Raw genomic sequence first — 19087 nt, forward strand, 5'->3', positions numbered from 1 at the left:
CCCCGTCAAGCTCTCGCCTACCCATAAGTGCTCCGAATGTGGCGTCTTTTCTCATGAGTGGCTGATTTATGACTGGGAAAGCTTTGCCTCCGCCAGACGAGGGCACCTCAAGTTCAATATTCTAATACTCAGCGTGCTGGTCATTAATGTCGTCGCCTTGGTGACGTTTGAATCCAGCAACGTCTTTTTCTGGGCGCTAAACGTGCTATCGATCCCGGCCGCGATCAGTTTATCTATGTGCCGTAGTGACCTTCGAGGTGAGGCGGAGTACGAAGGGCATGACAGTAACGCTGTTTCACCTTGGTTTGCATCGTTCATGTGACTCTGGACGGTACGGCCGCTGCTGGCTGAAAAAAGATCAGGCCTGCAGAGGCGCTGATGCTTTGCCTTCAGATCCTGCTGAATGACGCTTTTTACGTATTCATGGCCTCAACGTAACTTGCCTTCAGGGAGTGGCAGCTGATAATGCTTTTGTTGGTTGGGTGCTGCGAGCTAAAACGCCAGAATCAAAAAAGCCCGCACAAATGGTTGGCTCTCTACAAATTTTTTCGGACCGTCCGAAACAATCCAAACCAGGCGTCGTTTGAACTGGGTCGTCAGAGGCCCGGTTTATAAGGGCTCTGCTGACAGCCCCTCAGTCAGGCATACACGTGGGCATACAGGGCCACGGCTGCTTGAGGCTAAAAGATCCCGAGAATAATTTCTAAGGATTCGCTCCTGGATGATCGTGCCAGTCACAGACGCCACAGCTGAGATAGGAGTCGCCCTCAGGCGGGATATTGATATCGAAGTGCTTGCGGACGTCACGTGACTTACAGATCGGACACAGGTCCGTTTGATCCTGCTGCTCCCGCTTAAGTACCTGCATCATATGACCTACAACAGTCTGACAAGTGTGGATAGCTATCGACGAGGCCGTTCTGCTCGCGCTCTTCGTATGGGTCAACCAGTTCGATAGTTGCCAAGCCTCCTTGGAGAGGTTCTTCAAATGTTGACGCAATTCCTTGTTGCTTCCGCCCCCACACAGGTGATTCATCAGCAGGTCAATCCATGCGATGAAATTGGCATCTTGTGGGCGATCTACTTCTTGGGGGATTTCGCTCAAACGCCTTATGGCACCTATCAATGAGATCAGAGCCTCGCGCAAGAGCATGCCGACAGCCTGGAAATCTTCTGCTTCGACGGCAGCATCGTGGCGAGCATCGGCCTGGTCCATGCGTCTAAACACTTCGTCAAACGGTGTTGGATCTGAGCTATCAATTCGATCAGGCCGGCTCCTTAATCTCATCATCAGCCCAATATGAAAGGAGATGGTGTAGTCGAGTGTAGGGAAGTGCTTCTGGGAATAAAGATTCGTGAGGTTTGTGATAACCCACCAGCGATCCTTGTCGGTCGTCACGTCCCAGATTTCATAAATACCCCCCAGCACGATTTCCTTTTTGATTCGCTCTACGTGCTGAACGATCTCATCCGGAGCTTGCCCCTCGACATAATTAGCGATGTCTCGCTCAGCATGAAGGTCACTCTCAACGCTATAACGCGAAAGCTCGTCGGCCGGTACGGGATGGGATGGGATGGGATGGTGCAATCCCCTTCAACAGGTAAATCTCGTTCGTCACTCACTATTGCTTTCCTTGCAGGTCGCCCGTTCTTTCAACCTCAATAGCACCGCTATCGCGCGAGCGCTAGCAGAAAACCGTGAGGTGGTAGGCTGAGTTCAAAACCTGCTGGGACCCTGGAGATTTACTGACCATACGGGGCATGAAACCCGCGTGGATTTGGTAGCTGCTGATCGGTTGACGTTGGTTGACAGTTGACGGGTTGACGGCAGCAGATCAGTAGCTGAAGGAATGAACATTTGGGTTCACCACCTGATTGGATGAGTTCACCGGGTTCACCAGTTCACTAAGCTGTGGAAACGTCGGCTAATCAAGATGCGCGGGTTCCCTGCCCCGTATGCAGCGGAAGTCCTCAGGGTCCCCCGGCTTATGCCGGATTCAATTCGCTGATGGGGCTCACTTCACGGGGAGTTTCTATGTATTTGATGTAACAATACGGAACTGTGTAACGCTGTCGCTGCCTCTGGGCCGTACGGGCAATGGGCCGCTATCGACCAGAAGCAGGCGTCAAGAGGCAGTCTGCGCAGATCCCGTGGTGTAGTCAGCTTCGGTAAATCTCGACTTGGAACATGCGGATCACGGCCGTCTTGGCAAACCGCCCGACCGGCGTGAGGCCGGTCTTTGTACGCAACGCCTCACGGCGCGAGCGTACCGGGAGCCAGCGACTACCAACGCCTGCGATGCGGATGGCCAACTTCCACGTCTCGCTATGACGGCTGAGCAGCGCGTCGCTTAAGGGGCCGCTCTAGTGCGTGACGCGTAGAGGTTTTTCGGAATACGACGCTGCATGATCAATCCAGCGCCCGCAAGCGGGTGGTGAAATCACTCACCTACTCAGGCGACAGGCAGTTCAACTCACCGAAGGTTTCCAGGTGCTGAATCATGACTTCGTGACTGCCGGGCTGACGCGCCAGGATGCGGTGGCAGGTGGTCTCAATGATCAGTCGGGCCATGTGCGGGTTCTCGACGGCCGAGGCGTCAAAGGCCAACGCGATCGAGGACGCCAGTTCGGGGGCCGTGCCCTCAAGGCGTTCATTTGCCGGGCGGTGATGGGTAACGACACGGGGGACCTCCTGGAATGCGGTCGGCAGAAAACCATACGCGGGAATAATGGTAGACCAGTCCCTGCACTTCTGGCGTCCATCAGTCGCAAAAAAGCCCACCTCGGTGGGCTTTTTTGTGGGGGGGCATTTAACGAATGTCCCGATACGTACATCAGAATGATCTGAGTGAAACTCACCACAGCAATCCCAACAACCAGCAGCGTTAACCTCAAATTGAGCGCTGATTTACGCGAGCCATGAGTTGTTCGGCGGTTTCCTTGCGTTCGGAGTAACGGTCGACCAGAAACTCCTGACGGTCGCGCAGCAGCACGGTGAACTTCACCAGTTCTTCCATCACGTCGACGACGCGGTCGTAAAACGCCGACGGCTTCATCCGGCCTGCTTCATCGAACTCCATGTATGCCTTTGGGACCGAAGACTGATTGGGGATGGTGAACATGCGCATCCACCGCCCCAGCACACGCAATTGATTGACAACATTGAAAGACTGCGAGCCGCCGCAGACCTGCATTACTGCAAGTGTCTTGCCCTGCGTAGGGCGGACGGCTCCAAGCTCCAAGGGTATCCAGTCGATCTGGGCCTTGAACACGGCAGACATTGCACCGTGTCGTTCCGGAGAGCACCAGACCTGACCTTCCGACCACAACACCAGCTCGCGCAGTTCCTTTACCTTAGGATGATCTACTGGGGCGTCGTCGGGTAGGGGCAATCCTGAGGGATTGAAGATGCGCGTTTCCGCGCCCAGGTGTTCAAGCAGACGCGCCGCCTCTTCAACCAACAGGCGGCTGAAAGATCGCTCGCGAGTCGACCCATAAAGCAGCAGGATGCGCGGCTTGTGATTAATCGACTCGGAAGAGATTTGCGTGCTGTTGAACAGCGAAAAATCTAGGTTAGGGAGTTGCTCTGACATATGTCCTCCTGTCAAAGAGCGCCGACGCGGTCGAGCTCGGATTTGAGCTCATCGCGGCTGAGGCTATCAAAGGGAAGAGCGAGAAACGCATTGCAGCGTCGTTCAATGCGCGCAAGAGTGGCCCTGAACGCAGCGTCAACCGTTGATTCGTCGCCTACCACGTCGGAGGGATCCTCCAGACCCCAGTGGGATTTGAGCGCCGAGCCGAAATAAACCGGGCAGGCTTCACCGGCCGCTCTGTCGCAGACGGTAATGACGATATCCGGCAGGTCATCCTCAAAGGCATCATTCCCCTTGCTGTATAAACCCTCGGTGGAAATGCCTGCTTGCTGCAAAGTGGTCAGACTACGCGGCAGCACTTGCCCCTTGGGAAAGCTTCCAGAGCTCACCGCCACGAACCCCTCCAGCGCTAAGTGGTTGAACATTGCTTCTGAAAGGATGCTACGGCAGCTGTTGGCCGTACACATGAACAGGACTCGCATAGGTTGCTCCGTCAGCTTATTGATTGGTGCCGCCAAAAGTGTGGCCAGCAGAGGTCAGTAACAGGCCACATCACTCACAGGACGACCTTCCATGTTGAGAAGGCGTGAAATGTTGTCCTGCAGCCAAATAGCGTTGGCTTGCAAAGTCGTCTCCAGCATCTCTTTCACCCATGCGGGTAGATCAGGATTTAAACGGTAGTAGACCCACTGCCCCTGACGGCGATCCAGCAGCAGCCCGCTGCTGCGCAGTTGCGCAAGATGGCGGCTGACCTTTGGCTGGCTATCCGCGAGAGCGCACATCAATTCACAGACGCAGAGCTCCCCATGACTGGCAATCAGCAAGGTGGCACGGGCGCGCGTTTCATCGGCCAGGCTTTTGAACACTTCATGGGGGGAGATCATGGCGGCACCATCTACATACGAATAAACAAATATACGGATATCCATATGTTAAAGGCAAGCCTGGCATTGGCATTGGCAGCCGTCCGCCATCTGCGAGCTCGGCTCATCAACAGCCCGGCTCACTTCAGCGGCCCCTGCCTGGCCCACGTAATAAAGGTCATCGATGTCGCCTTAGGTGCGGCCTGCAGGGATATGACACGTAATAAGAAAACTTATAACTCTATGATTTATAAGTTAAAAAAACCTCCTTGTAATTAGTTGCTCTCGAGTTTGATTTTGATACCGAATGGATCTCTTCACTTAGTAATCCCCGAAAAGGTGGTCCTCCCCCTAGGGCCGATTGGGTTGGCGCGAAGGACAGCAAACGGCCAATCTTCCCGTCGCGAGCGGCCACTTTGGGCCTGGTCTTGATTTATCGCCCTGCTACGATTGACCACAAGCAGGCCTTCGCGAAAGGCAGCAATCGGCCAAAAGCAGCCACTCAAGGGCGTCTAAGAAAGTTGGTGAAATTCCCCTATGCGTGGCAATCCCCTCAGTGATTCCCGCATGAAGCCGCCCTCTTGTCTAGCACCTAGTCTGAAAGCTTATGTGCAATCCGGCCAATACGCTGGCAAAAGGCCTTGCCGGGTCGGAGCATAACTCTGTTGTCGGCGCGGAAATCGCGTCCCAGAGCTGTCCGCGCTGCCTGCAAGAGAATTTTTCCCACCAATTGGCAGTGTTTATCCACCAATTGGTGTCTATTTATAGTTATGAAGCAGAGCAATGATCACATCAAGCACTCCTGAAAACTGGAATGATCTCCAAAACGAGGTAGGCTGCCTGCTAGAAGAGTGCGGATTCTCGGTGGAGATTTGGAGCGCAGCGGTAAACTTGTCCAGCAGCACTTTGTTAGCCGTATTCGTGCCTTTGTGCTATATCAACGCACGCATCATGTGTGAACAAGTCTGTACACTGAATCATTGAGTATTCATCTAGCTGATGAACAAATAATCTCGCATTTTCTCTTGGATCTCTAGAAATTTGAAACATATCGCCGTGATCCTCAGCGATGAAGCTCAGATCGGTTCGCTCAACAATTTCGTCCTTAACACCCGCATGTCGATAACGAACAGACTCAAGATACACCACTCCACCACTATGCGTAATCTTGATTGAGTGAAAGTCGGGTTTTAGATAGCCTGGGTATTTTTTCTTCAGATCAGGAAGAATTTCCACACCTCCGTCCGCCCCGACACGAGGCACAACAAACCCGACAGATTCTTCCATTACGCCCCGAATGGCTTCTCTAATGGGAATCTGAAAAAACTCTCTGTTTGGCTTATAACGATATTCATCGAATCTTTTGTGAAGTCGTTTTTCAATTAACTTACAATCAGTAAGAAACTCATCATAAACAACTATAAAGTCGTCTGGAACTCCTGTACCTCTCAACCCCTTTGTACGTTCACCAGATGATTTCTTGGTTAATCCAATTTTTACTAGCCCCTGCATTGCAGGGTTAATCATTACATAAACAAAACCTGTACTCATACTATTCCCTAGCTAACACCCGAATTAAGCCGCGCCGCTAAGCGGTGTCGGCTTGAATGAATTGTTAGAACTCAGCTGCACGTTTGGGGTACACGTGGTGGCCAAGAGTCCCAGTGCGCTCCACTACTACTGAGTCGCCCACTTTGAGTTGATGCGTAGCGAAGAACTCCCTAACCCACGCTCGTTTACGAAAGATTTTCTTGTCATCTGCGATGTCAGTCAATACGGGGGCGCCGCTGCCTGAGTGAACCTCAAGCAGTTGCGAGGCGCGATTTGCTTCCGAGCTGCCACCGACAGAAGCGGCGGGAAACAGCTCCATTATGCTTGTCAGGTACAGATGATCGTTGTTGAGGTTGCCCTGAGTAAGCTCGATGGTTCCGTAGCGCAAATTTCCCCCTGAGTTCTAACGTTCGGTTGCCGTGCGGTAGGCATAGGTCCGCTGAGGTCGAGCGACTACTCTTTTCTAATCCCTGCTCTTGACTAACGGCTGCTTGCTTTGGGTCGATTAGCGACGGTCTGATCTCGACCGTCGCTATGCACCTCAAACCTCAGTCTGTTCCGCCATCTCCAGAGCGTCATCGACCTCAATACCCAGATATCGAACGGTGCTCTCCAGCTTCGTATGGCCGAGCAGCAGTTGAACCGCCCGCAGGTTCTTTGTCCTGCGATAGATCAGTGACGCCTTCGTACGTCTCATGGTATGAGTACCATACATGGCTGGATCAAGCCCAACGGTCTCCACCCAGCCTTTGACGATGCGAGCGTACTGCCGAGTGGATAGATGGTCTGAGTTATGCAGTCGGCTCGGGAAAAGGCAGTCCTCGCTGCGTAGCTGGGCCTGACGTATCCAGGCCGCGAGAGCGGACCGTGTTTGTTCAGTAATCTCGAATTGCACAGGCCGCTGCGTTTTCTGCTGCATAACCATGGCTCGTGATGATACGTGCTCGCCATGAGCGACGTCGCGCACGCGGAGCTTGGTTAAGTCGCAAGCCCGAAGCTTGCTATCGATAGCCAGATCGAAGAGAGCCAGATCTCGAGTTCTTTCTGCAATTTGAAGCCTTACTCGGATAGCCCAGATATCTCTCAGTTGTAGCGGGGGTTTCTGTCCAACCAATTTCCCTTTGTTCCAGGGCTGACGGCTGCGGGTAGCGATAATGCTCATGACATGTCCTCCACATGTGGAAGGACAAGGATGGCTAACCAAAGCAACGGCCGCTAACCGACCCAAAGCAGACGTTGAGGGCCCTAGTTATGCGCCGCTCAGAAAACGATTTCGCACCATGCTTCAACGGCCTGTACTCGTAATGTCAGACCAGACTCGAAGCGCATGACAAGATGATGATTTGGTTGGATATTATCTGTGAGGTAGAAGGTTTGTGTTTCAGCAATGGACTCTACCGCTCCAATCGAATGAAGAACATTATCGTCACTGTCAGTCGAGTTTTCATCCCGCCCACTCGCTGAAAAGTAGTCAACCTCATGGAAGCTGATAGTAATCTTGCGTGCTTCTTCAGTCGGCACCCAAGAGTCACTCCGTCGAGTAAAGCTAACTACAGCCGACCGATCCAAGATGTCGTAACTGATGGCGCTGGCTTGGTAGAAGTTATGCAGATCGTATGCACGGCTGTGAATCTCAACCTCGATATGCCCGAATACGAAACCCTGGAATTGCATGGGTTAGCCCTAATGATCTACCGGTAGGCATGCATCGTACTGCATCATCGCGATGACCGCTTCTGGCCTAAAGCACCCGGTCATGAGTCGGGTGTTGGCAGCGCAGGGCAAGCTGCAGCTCTTAAGACCTTGAGTGACCAGCAACTTATAGGCGCTAAAGGTTATCTATCTGTTGATTGAGGAGGCAGGCGCAAAGGCTCATAGATCTTGAAGCGCTTGCGCGCTGTGGCATCTCCATAAAGTCATCAATCATCTGGGGCATCGGTCAGCAAAGTCTCTAGGGAGTTGCTGGCATGGGGTCTCGGGGCGTAGCCCTGAGCAGGGCGGTAGGCATCGTAAGGAAGTGAAACGACTGCAGCGAGGCCGGTTGTGAGGACGCCATTTATGGCGGGAGTACAAACCCTACCCTGTCCCAGTTCTTATCTACCAAATGGTTGCCGCCGTTGTGGACGATTTTGATCAGAGAAGTTGTCTGGACGTAGGTGCTGGATTTCTTGGTCCTTGATGAATAAAAGCATCGTTGAGGAGGGGGCAGGGGAATCGTCCAATGACTCGATAAACACAAGAATCAGGCGCCATCGGCCTAACAAAATTGATCATCAAAATATTTTGCGAAGTGAGCGCGGTAATTTTCAGAAAACACCGCAACACGACGCTGTACAAAGCACGGCGTTGGCTGTGATGGTGTCGGTATTGTGAAGTGCGCGCAGTTGCCGTTGGTGACTGTGCCTGGATCACTCGGGTAAAGAAGAGAACAACATCTGGGAGCACAGGGAAAGGTAGATCCGGTGATGCTGAGGGAGGCATTCGGTAGGCAAATCTGGATACGTCATCCATATCTGGAGTAAACGCTATGAGTGAAAGCTGGCTGAAGAAAATGTGGTCGCTCGCACTGCGACGGAAATCTGCAGAAGCGATGAACGGGCGTAAGCCGTTTACCAGGTGCGGAACCCTCATGGTCTATGCGGGAGAGCTCAAGCTGATACCTGAACTCATTCCGGAGTCAAAACCTGCCAGAAGCTCCACGCCGCCCGATTCAGATTGAGTGCAGCATCTCAGGGTGGCTGAACGCCTGTCAGTAAAAGTGGAACGCCTTAACTGATACGCACTTTGGGTCGCCGGTACGCAGGGCTAGCTGCTCAGACTACCTTCCTGATCAAACAGCGCTCTGGCTGAGGGGCCATAGGTCGCGATGACATTCTCGACGGTATCCCGGTCGTTACAGTTCAAACTGCGGGTCAGGTCGAAGAGGGTGTTTCGCTCGGCTTTCCACAAGCTGATGATTTCAGCATTCGGCTGGGCTTTCTTCCGCTCGTAGAAAATCGACTCGGAACGGAGCGCTATTAAGCAACCCAATGCGTCCTGAGCGATTTCCAGTCTATGAGCATCTGATGGTTGGATCATCGTTGAGACCTCCTTCTGATCAGTATCAGTACGTCGCGTGGTAGTTTCTGGATTTTTGAATGCTTCGTAATCGATGCTCATCGGGGCTGTCGCTCGGCTGGTGTGGAATGCGTCGACTGTCAGCTGGGAGGCATCCCGCGATCCAGGATACGTTTTTGACAGGTGCTGCTGTTAGCTGAAGAATGGCTGCATGCAAAAAACAGAATCTGAACCCTTGGGTGTTGAGGAGTATGAAGCATTCGAGCTTATGGCTCGGGAGCTCCACGCCCATTTTTTAAGCGAGCGGAAAAATTTTGTGGTGCGAGTGCCCCTAAATTTAGTGAGCTATTTGGTCACTGGGATTTTGCGGAAATCACGGTTGCCGAAAATTCAGCTTGAATGTGCCATAGCGGAATTAGAATTTGCTGTCGAGGCCAGGACATTTCGCCGTTACATCAGCGGTCATACCCGGATGACATGGAGGACGTTTCAGCGATTGGTTTTCTGGGCGCTGGGGCAGCAATGGATCAGCGCGTGGATGTGCCGCGATTTGATGTCAAAAGCCCATCTATGCGAGGTCGCTCAAATCAGTGCACGCGAGCTATTGAACGAACGTAAGCGCCTCGTATCAGCGACAGAAATACACAGAGAGGAAATGGTTATGCGCTTTTATGAAAATCTAGCACTCAAGGACTTGGAAAGAGAAGAAGAAGCACTCCTCTCTATTCGAAGAAGCGATGAAGCGAGGGAGCTCGCACGCTCCCTGGGATTGGATATAGCTGATTAGCCTCAGGCCAGCTTGACCACCAGCGCTTCGGCCCTGTTGTAGTAACCCTCCAGCGTGTTTATCTCGAAATGCCCGGTGACACTGGCAAGCTCGATCAAACTCTGTAGCTTGCGTAGCAAGCCATCAAGTCGCTTAATCGCGCCATGACTTACAGTTGGGATAGCTGCCGCGATCGAGCTAATGCCATTACCAATCAGGCTCTAGCTCTGTGCTGAGGTGAATGCCCATGATCCTGGCCTTACGGTACCTCAACGGCTCTGCATTGATCTCCAAAGCAACGAGACGATTTGCCGCGACCACTAGACTGTTGAATCGCCCGTTGTGAATAGCTACATACGCAACCAGTCTCTTGCCAGACGCCTGCATTGAGCCGATGCAGAGAGGTGCTGCCTTCCCGTCTAGGAGTAGCGGGTCAACGTATAGGTAGCATTCCAATGTCGGATATTTGAACGCTTGGGGATATCGGATGGAGCCGTGCAGCTTCATCGAAGCATGCTCTGAATAATGGTCACCGATTAGCCTGGTATCGGCATGCGTAGCCATGCCAAAGGACCACGACATATCCCATTGCCAAATCCGGGCTTGTACGGTTATTCGATCAATGACTGCATGGCTTCGACCAGCCATAGCATTCCTCCTCTCGAGCTGGACTGAACTCTGCCATGAACTTATACCTGCTGCTTACGGTGAACCGGGTCTATTCAGATGTTCAGCCAGATACATGGTTAATGCCATTGCGTCCTGCGGTTTAGCCGATGCAGATCGATACCTTTCTGCCATCGCACTGACGACAAGCTGAGCCCCATTTCGAAGCTTTCCCGTGGTTTTCGCCTTCACAAGCGCTCTGTGAACATCCGTCCGATATTCTGTGGGGATTCCGGACATATCCAGCTCATTGGAAGCAAGATGCGACGTTTGGGTTTCAGTTAGTAGTTTAGGTTGAGGTTTAGTGTTAAGCCGAACTTGGTCCGATACGGTATCGATACCGCATCCGTGGGGTATCGATATCTCTTCCAAACCTGGGTCTGAGCGCGGACGGAGGGCCTCATTAATCCAGCGTTGCTGATCCACCGTCAGTCTTTCTTTAAAGTCGCGCAAGAAATCGTCAAGCCACTCGCTCGGAATCCGCCGAATTTCTTCAAGCGCTCTCGCTCTCAGCTTTGGCCCCGTCACCTGAGTAGCGGTGTGGTGATCCCACCAGATACGTACCCAAACGACGTATCTGACGTGATCATATCTAGCCAGGCCTTCATCTTGTAGTCGATGAATGACCTGTAACCATTGCTCTGCCGTCCAGCCAATTTCAGCTCCTGCAATGCGGGGCACGAGTGGGTATACGCCCGTGATATTGCTGTCAGGAGCTGTGAGAAGGTGCAGCAACGCAACTTTGTCCTCAGTGGTGCAATTCAGCAGGCGCGGGGAGCGCCAAAAATTCTGATCCCTGATGGTTCGTTGTCTGCCCATACTCACGGCTCCTGGTGCAAACGTACGGGGATGACGTAAGGGACGATCATTGTCGCGCCTCCACCTGCGCTTTCTTGGTTGGCCTCCCTGTGTGTTTTGGTTTTGATGAGGCATTTGTCATGGCGGGGCGAGGAGGACTTTCGGTATTGCCGGTGCGCATCCACGCTCTTAAGTCACCTAGCCTCCATCGCAGCCTTGATAGGCCTGGTACAGGCTCAAGCCCGGGCAACTTGCGCTGACGGACCGTAAGCACGCTGAATCCCGTCAACGCAGCAACTTCAGACACGCCGATCAGGACATCGTCGCCAAGCTTCTGTATTTTTTGGATGGTTTCATAATCTACTGGCATCGGGTTATCGCTCGATTGATCTGTTCGACACAGATTTCGTCAGTTGAGCGGTTGGCAGCTAGGACATCTTTTTAACAGATGGGTTGTGAGGGCGGGAGCGGGAGCCGTGGGGTGCTTTGAAAAACGACCGTTCAGACGTGCGTAATTGCACGTTACCTGATCACCTTTCCACGTCTGTCAAGCTGGTCATATGCACCCACGTTGTATAACTTGATTTGCGGCAATGATCGGCAGAAGTCGGCCAGAAGTGGCCGTTAATCAGCGCATGTCCCCAATTTATACAGAACTGTGCGTGGCCTCTGAAGCTAGCGAAAGGCTATCGATTGCTGAATGTGCCCACTAGACAAAAAATTCGACAGTCAGGGCCAAAATCGCAGCAGTACCAAAAGACGTGCGAACAGATCTGTCTCCTGCTCGGCCTTGGGCTCTATGGTTTTGAAGGACTGCTTCACTTGCCGTTGATAGGATTACGTTCGTCTCTTGCATTTTCAACTGCTACCATTACGGGATTACCGTACCCTTAATTCCTGTAAGGAGGCACGGGCACAATATTTTCCCCCTATCCCGAGCCTCGCGTCGTCGCAATAGCCACGGATTAGGCCTATTTTGCAGAGAATCGGATAATAGAAATGGCTAGCGCCGAACAGCTTAAAGCGCTCGTAAAGTCCCACATCGAGCGGGATGACAGTCAATTCTATTCTGTGGCGATGCAGGTTGCTGCCCGTGAGGCAAAATCGGGGCATGGTAAGCTCGCTACCGATCTGCGCGACATGATTGACGCTGCGAAGAGCAGCGTCAGCCTTGAGGGTCGACGCAACAATCCCGTTCCCCTAGCCAAGCCACGCGGTGAGATGGCTGGCTTGCTCGGCGTCTCCTATCCTAAGGACCGCTTCGTCGATATGGTTCTCGACCAGGTTGCTTCGGACCAACTGCGACGTGTTCTCAAGGAGCAGCGCATGTTCGCTAGGCTTCGGGAGCATGGTCTGTCACCCCGCCGTAAAGTTCTTTTGGTCGGCCCTCCAGGTACCGGCAAAACAATGACCGCTGCTGCCCTTGCTGGCGAGCTTGGAATTCCTCTGTTCCTGGTACGACTTGATACGCTCATCACCAAGTTTATGGGCGAGACAGCAGCGAAGCTTCGACAGGTCTTTGATGCCATGGTTGATATCCGCGGCGTTTATTTCTTTGACGAATTCGATGCCATTGGTTCCCAGCGAGGAATGCCCAATGATGTAGGTGAGATTCGCAGGGTCTTGAACAGCTTTTTGATGATGATCGAGGAGGATCAGTCGAACAGCCTTATCATCGCAGCGACCAATCACCCCGAAATTCTGGATTACGCTCTGTTTCGTCGTTTCGATGACGTGATCGAATATCATCTGCCAACGGCCGAACAGGCCTCCAGCCTGATTCGCACACGGCTGGGAAGTTTTGCACCGAAGCCCTTTTCAGCCAAAAAAGCTGGGGAGCAGGCTGTCGGGTTGAGTTATGCCGAAATTCGCCGTGCCGTTGATGATGCAATTAAAGATGCCATCATGCATGACGAAGATCGCGTCAAAGGACAGACGCTGGGCAAGGCATTGATGGATCGCCGGCTGCTCAGCCAAAAATTGGCAAAACAGCGAAGCAGTGAATCATGCCGGATAAACGAGACCACCAGCGTTCCCACCTAATTCTTCAACAAACATCAGAGCTTAAGCCCTACAAAGCGCACACACCTAACGGGGGCACCAAGCCGAAAATTCCTAACCTGCCGAGGCAGAAGCACGGGAAGGCATTGCAGAACCAACTGCAAGGGCTGAAGTCTGTTGCTGACTTGGCTAGGGCATTTCAGGAGCAGGCAGGAGTTGAAAGCGGTCTTGGGCTGCAAATTCAATTTGTCGGCCAGCCTGATGTGGAGATGGCTTTCCAAAGTTTGGCTGATGAGCGACAGAAAATTGAGCTACTTAGCATTTGCCAGGAAGGCGAGCAGACGATTGCCAACGTCTTTGTCCCCGATGGAAAACTCGTACATTTCGAAAAGATTGTGCGTGAATATTTGGAGGAGAAAAAAGACAAAAATGACAAACCCCTCGATCACCGCAATCTCATAAATACCATTGAGTCTATACGCAGTGCCGAATTGAAGGCGCTCTGGACGGATGACCCAGATCTGTTGCCTCAGGATAAAAATGAGGAGTTTTGGTGGGAGGTTTGGCTGCCGGTTCGAGGGGATCGCCAAACAGTCGTTGAGGATTTCCAGAAAATCGTTGAGCTTTGCGGATGCGAGGTTAACGATGATCAGGCCAACTTCCCGGAGCGGACGGTGGTGTTGATGCGAGGCTCTCAGCGGCAATTATCTGGCTCGGTCCTTGGGCTCAACTGTGTTGCAGAGCTGCGCCGTGCTAAGGAAACCGCAGACAGCTTTGATGATCTAGCAGGTGAAGATCAACTTGAATGGGCCAATGAGCTATTGGAGCGAACAGATTTTGCACCAGCGCGTAAGAGTGTTCCGCGCATTTGTCTGCTGGACTCTGGTGTAAACCGCGCCCATCCTCTGATCAGCCCTCTGATGAAGGAGGTCGATACTCACTCTGTTGATCCTGAGTGGGGAAGGCATGATGTCGAGAACCACGGCACGGGTATGGCTGCGCTTGCGGCCTACGGCGATCTAACGGACTGTCTAGAATCCTCAGACCGAATTAGTATTATGCATCGGCTCGAATCGGTGAAGCTCTTACCGAATCACGGTGGTAACCCTGGAAGTGCAAATTTGCATGCTTCGCTTTTTGCTGAAGCTGTGTCCCGGCCGGAAATCAGCCATAGTCATCGCACCCGAATCTTTAACTCCGCGGTGAGTGCTGAAGATTACCGGGATCGAGGTCGTCCATCCTCATGGTCATCTAAGCTCGACAGCTTGGCGTCCGATGCGGATAACGAAGGTGAGTTCCCCCGCCTTTTCGTTCAGTCGGCCGGTAATATCAGGGATAACAATGCGTGGTTCGAGTACCCTGCAAGCCTCAGTTCGAATCTCATCCACGATCCAGGGCAGGCTTGGAATGCGCTAACGGTGGGGGCATGCACTCGGAAAGTTGATGCAGGTCCGACCGATTACGCCCCCATTGCCGAAGAAGGTGGTCTAAGTCCTTTCACCACTACCTCAGCAACTTGGGACAGTGTTTGGCCGTTTAAGCCAGACGTTGTGTTCGAAGGTGGCAATGCCGCAAAGGATCGGTATGGCGCCGCTGGAATGGCCAGCTTAAGCCTACTGACAGCGCGTAATGAATTCGAAGCAAGGCGATTTTGCACCTTCAACGCAACTAGCGCAGCGTCAGCTCTTTGCTCGCGAATGGCAGCGCAGATTTTGGTTCAGTACCCTTCTCTTTGGCCGGAAACATTGCGAGCGCTAATCGTGCATTCTGCTGAGTGGACGGAAGCGATGCGAGGAATGTACCTGCGCGGTCGTTTTCCTTCGAAAGCAGATTACGTTAGCCTCATAAGACATGCGGGGTGGGGTGAGCCCTCTCTAGATCGTGCGCTATGGAGCGCAAGCAACTCCCTTACGTTGGTGATTGAGGATCAGCTCCACCCTTACCAAAAGAGTAACGGTAAGATCGGAACCCGTGAGATGAATCTCCACAACATCCCTTGGCCAAAGGATGAGCTTGAAGCTCTTCAAGACACTGAAGTGGAAATGCGTGTCACCCTTTCTTACTTTATAGAGCCCAATCCATCAGCACGAGGGTCAGTCTCCAAGTTTCACTACCCTTCCCACCGGCTTCGCTTTGATGTAAAGCGCCCGCTAGAGAGCATCAGCGATTTCGTCGCGCGTGTGAATGCAGCGGCAGAACAGGGGAATGATGGTCCTAAACCCAAGGATCCGGATTGGCTTATAGGAGAGGGGAACAGAAATAAGGGTTCGCTACACCAGGACGTGTGGAAAGGCTCCGCCGCAGACTTGGCGAGTAGAGGCGTGCTAGCAGTCTATCCGGGCATGGGATGGTGGAGAACTCGCCAGAGTTTGAAGCGATATGACCTACCTGCTCGCTATAGCTTGATTATCTCTATTAGGACTCCGGAAACGGATGTCGACCTTTACGCAGCGATCGAGCAGAAACTAGTTGTTGAGGTGTAGCACACCTCAAAAGTGGTGCAGAGCGGAGATGTCGCGTGGGCAGGTTCGGCTCGACTTTACGCTTATAATCACCAATGACAGCAATGGGCTCTCTTCTGCCGGGTGAGTTCCTTAACTGTAATGGTCAAGTCCGATGCAAACGACTGGCCAAGTCGAGTGCAAATGATGGCCCGTCTGTGGAGTTAACCACCGACGGGTGTGGTTCGATCAAGCTAGCTTTGCTGCGAGCTCTTCGGCAGTGATGTTGTAGTAACGCTTCAGCATGTTTACCTCCCTATGTCCCGTCACGCTGGCAAGCTCGATCAAATTCGGCAGCTTGGTTGCCAGCCGACAGGTCGCTTCATGCCGTAGATCGTGAAAGCGCAGATTGATCAGGAAGTCTTCCTGAGGCGTTACCTGCGCAGCCCCGCAATCGACCAAGTATTTCAGCCTCGCACGCTCCAGACCTCGCACAAAGGCCTTCTTGAGCGCATCAGCGGTGGTGGGGAAGACGCGACCGCACAGCGAACGCGGCAAGCCCTTCAGAAGCTGGATGGCCTTCGGCGAAAGCGGCACGGTTCTGGGCAGTCCGTTCTTGGTCGCCGGGAGGTGCGCGGTTCTACGTTCCAGGTTCACATGCTTCCAGCGCAGCTCGAAAATCTCGCCACGGCGCATGGCGGTCTCAATCGCCAATTGGACGATGGGCCGTATCCAGGGATTGTGTGATGCATCGGCGTAGGTCCCATCAGCACGTCGCTCGCGAAGCTCTAGCGCGCCGAGCATGTATTGCTCTTCAATTGGATCGAGCCGTCGAGAGCGCTCGTCGTTGTAGCTGGGGCGGCTGACCATCCTGACTGGATTCTCGGCCAGATGAATGCCCCACTCACGGCGAGCGACTTCAATCACGCATTGAAACAACGCAAGCTCACGCTTGACCGTGTTGCCTTTGCGGATCTTCAGGCGCTCGTCACGGTAGCGGGCAAAATCTGAAGAGGTGAGGGTGGCAACGATGCGTGTCGCCAGCGGATGACGCTTGAGCGCTTCTAGGCGTTTGACTTCCGAATACGCGCCTTTGTGCTTAGGGGCTATCTCGGAGATGTAGCGATCAATGAGTTGATGAAAGGCGGTGCGTTCAGCCTCGACGCGAGAGACAAAGATGCCCCGGTCGATTTCGCTTTCGATCATGCGTGCCCAGGCTTGGGCATCGGATTTAGTTTCGAAGGTTTTGCGCTGGGCTGGATAGCCCTTACGACGAATTTGCGCTTCCCACTGATACTCGCCGCGATTCCTGATTGTTGCCATTTCGACCATTCCCGCCACACCTGAGTGTGGCAAATTTGTGGCAAAAACGACTTTCAGGACTAGGACAGGTTTCTGGCAGTGGAGCTAACCCCTTGTAATACAGGGGATAGAAGATGGTGCACCAGGCGGGATTCGAACCCACGACCCCTGCCTTCGGAGGGCAGTACTCTATCCAGCTGAGCTACTGGTGCAACGCGGGCGCCATGATACTCATCTGATGGGCGGGCGTCCATGCTGGCGAGCGGCTGTTGTCGATTTCGCACGCTTTACCCATCGTCCCCACTCAAACCCCAGAAAACCTTCAACCTGCCTCATTACACCGTTCTTTTTTTTGAACAGCCTATTGTCCTTTAACCCCGCAGTCCCTAGGATTCGTTTGAGATTTCAAACGCTCTTGTTCGGTCTTCGTGCTTTTTTCGCGACGCGCATCGCTCAGGCCGATGGAATGTTTTCCCGGCGATGACTTCCAAATGGGGTGCATCGATATTCATTTGTTCGCTCCGCCCTTGTGCGGTGCTGTTTAGGAGGCCGACATGCAGCTCAAAGATTCCAAACTGTTCCGCCAGCAAGCCTACATCAACGGCCAGTGGCTGGATGCGGACGGTGGCCAGTCGATCAAGGTCAACAACCCTGCTACTAACGAGATCCTCGGGACTGTGCCGAAAATGGGTGCGGCCGAGACGCGTCGTGCGATTGAGGCGGCTGACAAGGCGCTGCCGGCCTGGCGTGCGTTGACCGCCAAGGAGCGGGGCAACAAGTTGCGTCGCTGGTTTGAGCTGATGATCGAGAACCAGGATGACCTGGGTCTGTTGATGACGCTGGAGCAGGGCAAGCCGCTGGCCGAGGCCAAGGGCGAGATCGCTTACGCCGCTTCCTTTATTGAGTGGTTTGCCGAAGAAGCCAAGCGCGTCTACGGCGACGTGATTCCCGGTCACCAGCCAGACAAGCGCCTGATTGTGCTCAAGCAGCCGATTGGCGTGACGGCTGCCATTACGCCGTGGAACTTCCCGGCCGCGATGATCACCCGTAAAGCCGGTCCTGCTCTGGCAGCGGGTTGCACGATGGTGCTCAAGCCTGCTTCGCAAACGCCTTATTCGGCATTGGCGTTGGCTGAACTGGCCGAGCGTGCGGGTATCCCGGCTGGCGTGTTCAGTGTGGTAACCGGCAGCGCTGGCGATATCGGCAGCGAGCTGACGGGCAACCCGATCGTGCGCAAGCTGTCCTTCACCGGTTCGACCGACATTGGCCGTCAGTTGATGGCTGAGTGCGCCAAGGACATCAAGAAAGTTTCGCTGGAGCTGGGCGGCAACGCGCCGTTCATCGTGTTCGACGATGCCGACCTGGATAAGGCGGTTGAAGGCGCGATGATTTCCAAGTACCGCAATAACGGCCAGACGTGCGTCTGCGCCAACCGCATCTACGTGCAGGACGAGGTGTATGACGCGTTTGCCGAGAAGCTCAAGGTTGCCGTGGGCAAGCTCAAGATCGGTAACGGTCTGGAAGAGGGCATCACCACTGGTCCGCTGATCGACGACAAGGCCGTAGCCAAGGTCAAGGAACACATTGCCGATGCCGTGAGCAAAGGCGCGACCGTCCTGTCCGGCGGCAACAGCATGGAAGGCTCGTTCTTCGAACCGACGATTCTGGTCAACGTGTCGAAAGATGCAGCCGTTGCGAAGGAAGAAACCTTCGGTCCGCTGGCACCGCTGTTCCGCTTCAAAGATGAAGCCGAAGTGATCGCGATGGCCAACGACACCGAGTTCGGTCTGGCGTCGTACTTCTATGCTCAGAACATGAGCCGCGTGTTCCGTGTGGCCGAGGCGCTGGAGTACGGCATGGTGGGTATCAACACCGGCCTGATCTCCAACGAACTGGCACCGTTCGGCGGCATCAAGTCCTCGGGCCTGGGCCGTGAAGGCTCCAAGTACGGCATCGAAGATTATCTGGAAATCAAATACCTCTGCCTGTCGGTCTGATCCAGACTGCCTGACCAGAGTGATTGCAGCCGATGGCGCGCGAGAGCGACGT

General features: G+C 53.5%; 16 protein-coding genes, 1 tRNA gene and 1 pseudogene. 5 read left to right on the forward strand and 13 right to left on the reverse strand.

What is annotated here, in order from left to right:
- Nucleotides 1-703: 703 nt before the first annotated feature.
- The 9 genes and pseudogenes from ALP40_RS12565 to ALP40_RS12610 form a co-directional block, all read right to left on the reverse strand.
- Complete coding sequence (locus tag ALP40_RS12565; protein WP_259640701.1) at nucleotides 704-1588, reverse strand: gamma-glutamylcyclotransferase; 885 nt, start codon at nucleotides 1586-1588, stop codon at nucleotides 704-706.
- An 861-nt stretch (nucleotides 1589-2449) separates the two neighbouring features.
- A pseudogene (locus ALP40_RS25980) lies at nucleotides 2450-2682 on the reverse strand (hypothetical protein).
- 209 nt (nucleotides 2683-2891) lie between these two features.
- Entirely contained in the window at nucleotides 2892-3593 is a 702-nt protein-coding gene (gene arsH, locus ALP40_RS12580; RefSeq protein WP_122208594.1) for an arsenical resistance protein ArsH, read from the reverse strand.
- A gap of 11 nt (nucleotides 3594-3604) precedes the next feature.
- Entirely contained in the window at nucleotides 3605-4075 is a 471-nt protein-coding gene (locus tag ALP40_RS12585; RefSeq protein ID WP_122208595.1) for an arsenate reductase ArsC, read from the reverse strand.
- 54 nt (nucleotides 4076-4129) lie between these two features.
- Nucleotides 4130-4477: a metalloregulator ArsR/SmtB family transcription factor gene (locus tag ALP40_RS12590; protein WP_122208596.1), complete on the reverse strand. Its 348-nt coding sequence runs from the start codon at nucleotides 4475-4477 to the stop codon at nucleotides 4130-4132.
- Nucleotides 4478-5365: 888 nt separating this feature from the next.
- The gene (locus ALP40_RS12595) at nucleotides 5366-6007 is read right to left on the reverse strand and encodes a GIY-YIG nuclease family protein (protein ID WP_122208597.1); all 642 of its coding nucleotides are present in this window, start codon (nucleotides 6005-6007) and stop codon (nucleotides 5366-5368) included.
- 64 nt (nucleotides 6008-6071) lie between these two features.
- Nucleotides 6072-6395, reverse strand: a complete 324-nt coding sequence (locus tag ALP40_RS12600) for a hypothetical protein (RefSeq protein ID WP_122208598.1) — start codon at nucleotides 6393-6395, stop codon at nucleotides 6072-6074.
- Between the two features lie 153 nt (nucleotides 6396-6548).
- Nucleotides 6549-7169 (reverse strand): tyrosine-type recombinase/integrase, encoded by a 621-nt coding sequence (locus tag ALP40_RS12605; RefSeq protein WP_122208599.1) that lies wholly within the window; start codon nucleotides 7167-7169, stop codon nucleotides 6549-6551.
- A gap of 98 nt (nucleotides 7170-7267) precedes the next feature.
- Nucleotides 7268-7681 carry a hypothetical protein gene (locus ALP40_RS12610; protein ID WP_122208600.1) on the reverse strand — a complete coding sequence of 138 codons (414 nt, stop codon included), beginning with the start codon at nucleotides 7679-7681 and terminating at the stop codon, nucleotides 7268-7270.
- Between the two features lie 853 nt (nucleotides 7682-8534).
- Here ALP40_RS12610 and ALP40_RS12615 point away from each other — a divergent pair.
- Nucleotides 8535-8726, forward strand: a complete 192-nt coding sequence (locus ALP40_RS12615) for a hypothetical protein (protein WP_054071573.1) — start codon at nucleotides 8535-8537, stop codon at nucleotides 8724-8726.
- 86 nt (nucleotides 8727-8812) lie between these two features.
- Here the strand turns inward: ALP40_RS12615 and ALP40_RS12620 are convergent, their stop codons facing one another.
- Nucleotides 8813-9166 carry a hypothetical protein gene (locus tag ALP40_RS12620; RefSeq protein WP_259640703.1) on the reverse strand — a complete coding sequence of 118 codons (354 nt, stop codon included), beginning with the start codon at nucleotides 9164-9166 and terminating at the stop codon, nucleotides 8813-8815.
- Nucleotides 9167-9275: 109 nt separating this feature from the next.
- Here ALP40_RS12620 and ALP40_RS12625 point away from each other — a divergent pair, with 109 nt between their 5' ends.
- On the forward strand, nucleotides 9276-9851 hold the full coding sequence (locus ALP40_RS12625; RefSeq protein ID WP_122208602.1) for a hypothetical protein: 576 nt from the start codon (nucleotides 9276-9278) through the stop codon (nucleotides 9849-9851).
- Nucleotides 9852-10532: 681 nt separating this feature from the next.
- On the opposite strand, the gene ALP40_RS12635 is transcribed toward ALP40_RS12625, so the two are convergent.
- Entirely contained in the window at nucleotides 10533-11315 is a 783-nt protein-coding gene (locus ALP40_RS12635; protein WP_122208604.1) for a hypothetical protein, read from the reverse strand.
- A 978-nt stretch (nucleotides 11316-12293) separates the two neighbouring features.
- Between ALP40_RS12635 and ALP40_RS12645 the strand changes: the two genes are divergently transcribed.
- Both ALP40_RS12645 and ALP40_RS12650 read left to right on the forward strand, forming a co-directional pair.
- On the forward strand, nucleotides 12294-13337 hold the full coding sequence (locus ALP40_RS12645) for an AAA family ATPase (RefSeq protein ID WP_054071569.1): 1044 nt from the start codon (nucleotides 12294-12296) through the stop codon (nucleotides 13335-13337).
- Complete coding sequence (locus ALP40_RS12650; RefSeq protein WP_122208605.1) at nucleotides 13301-15778, forward strand: S8 family peptidase; 2478 nt, start codon at nucleotides 13301-13303, stop codon at nucleotides 15776-15778. Before ALP40_RS12645 ends, ALP40_RS12650 begins: the two co-directional genes overlap by 37 nt.
- Nucleotides 15779-15985: 207 nt before the next feature.
- On the opposite strand, the gene ALP40_RS12655 is transcribed toward ALP40_RS12650, so the two are convergent.
- Both ALP40_RS12655 and ALP40_RS12660 read right to left on the reverse strand, forming a co-directional pair.
- Nucleotides 15986-17068, reverse strand: a complete 1083-nt coding sequence (locus ALP40_RS12655) for a site-specific integrase (RefSeq protein WP_004662930.1) — start codon at nucleotides 17066-17068, stop codon at nucleotides 15986-15988.
- A gap of 105 nt (nucleotides 17069-17173) precedes the next feature.
- Nucleotides 17174-17250, reverse strand: a tRNA-Arg gene (locus tag ALP40_RS12660).
- A gap of 342 nt (nucleotides 17251-17592) precedes the next feature.
- Here ALP40_RS12660 and gabD point away from each other — a divergent pair.
- Complete coding sequence (gene gabD / locus ALP40_RS12665) at nucleotides 17593-19035, forward strand: NADP-dependent succinate-semialdehyde dehydrogenase (RefSeq protein WP_122208606.1); 1443 nt, start codon at nucleotides 17593-17595, stop codon at nucleotides 19033-19035.
- Nucleotides 19036-19087: the final 52 nt, after the last annotated feature.

The organism is Pseudomonas viridiflava (genome assembly GCF_003702045.1).
Lineage (GTDB): Bacteria > Pseudomonadota > Gammaproteobacteria > Pseudomonadales > Pseudomonadaceae > Aquipseudomonas > Aquipseudomonas viridiflava_C.

Excerpts from the sequence above, each read along its gene's own strand:
- ALP40_RS12635 (WP_122208604.1), bottom strand. The coding sequence starts at position 11,315 with ATGGGCAGACAACGAACCATCAGGGATCAGAATTTTTGGCGCTCCCCG.
- ALP40_RS12590 (WP_122208596.1), bottom strand. The coding sequence starts at position 4,477 with ATGATCTCCCCCCATGAAGTGTTCAAAAGCCTGGCCGATGAAACGCGC.
- ALP40_RS12655 (WP_004662930.1), bottom strand. The coding sequence starts at position 17,068 with ATGGTCGAAATGGCAACAATCAGGAATCGCGGCGAGTATCAGTGGGAA.
- ALP40_RS12650 (WP_122208605.1), top strand. The coding sequence starts at position 13,301 with ATGCCGGATAAACGAGACCACCAGCGTTCCCACCTAATTCTTCAACAA.
- gabD (WP_122208606.1), top strand. The coding sequence starts at position 17,593 with ATGCAGCTCAAAGATTCCAAACTGTTCCGCCAGCAAGCCTACATCAAC.
- ALP40_RS12645 (WP_054071569.1), top strand. The coding sequence starts at position 12,294 with ATGGCTAGCGCCGAACAGCTTAAAGCGCTCGTAAAGTCCCACATCGAG.
- ALP40_RS12595 (WP_122208597.1), bottom strand. The coding sequence starts at position 6,007 with ATGAGTACAGGTTTTGTTTATGTAATGATTAACCCTGCAATGCAGGGG.
- ALP40_RS12605 (WP_122208599.1), bottom strand. The coding sequence starts at position 7,169 with ATGAGCATTATCGCTACCCGCAGCCGTCAGCCCTGGAACAAAGGGAAA.
- ALP40_RS12585 (WP_122208595.1), bottom strand. The coding sequence starts at position 4,075 with ATGCGAGTCCTGTTCATGTGTACGGCCAACAGCTGCCGTAGCATCCTT.
- ALP40_RS12610 (WP_122208600.1), bottom strand. The coding sequence starts at position 7,681 with ATGCAATTCCAGGGTTTCGTATTCGGGCATATCGAGGTTGAGATTCAC.
- ALP40_RS12615 (WP_054071573.1), top strand. The coding sequence starts at position 8,535 with ATGAGTGAAAGCTGGCTGAAGAAAATGTGGTCGCTCGCACTGCGACGG.
- ALP40_RS12620 (WP_259640703.1), bottom strand. The coding sequence starts at position 9,166 with ATGAGCATCGATTACGAAGCATTCAAAAATCCAGAAACTACCACGCGA.
- arsH (WP_122208594.1), bottom strand. The coding sequence starts at position 3,593 with ATGTCAGAGCAACTCCCTAACCTAGATTTTTCGCTGTTCAACAGCACG.
- ALP40_RS12625 (WP_122208602.1), top strand. The coding sequence starts at position 9,276 with ATGCAAAAAACAGAATCTGAACCCTTGGGTGTTGAGGAGTATGAAGCA.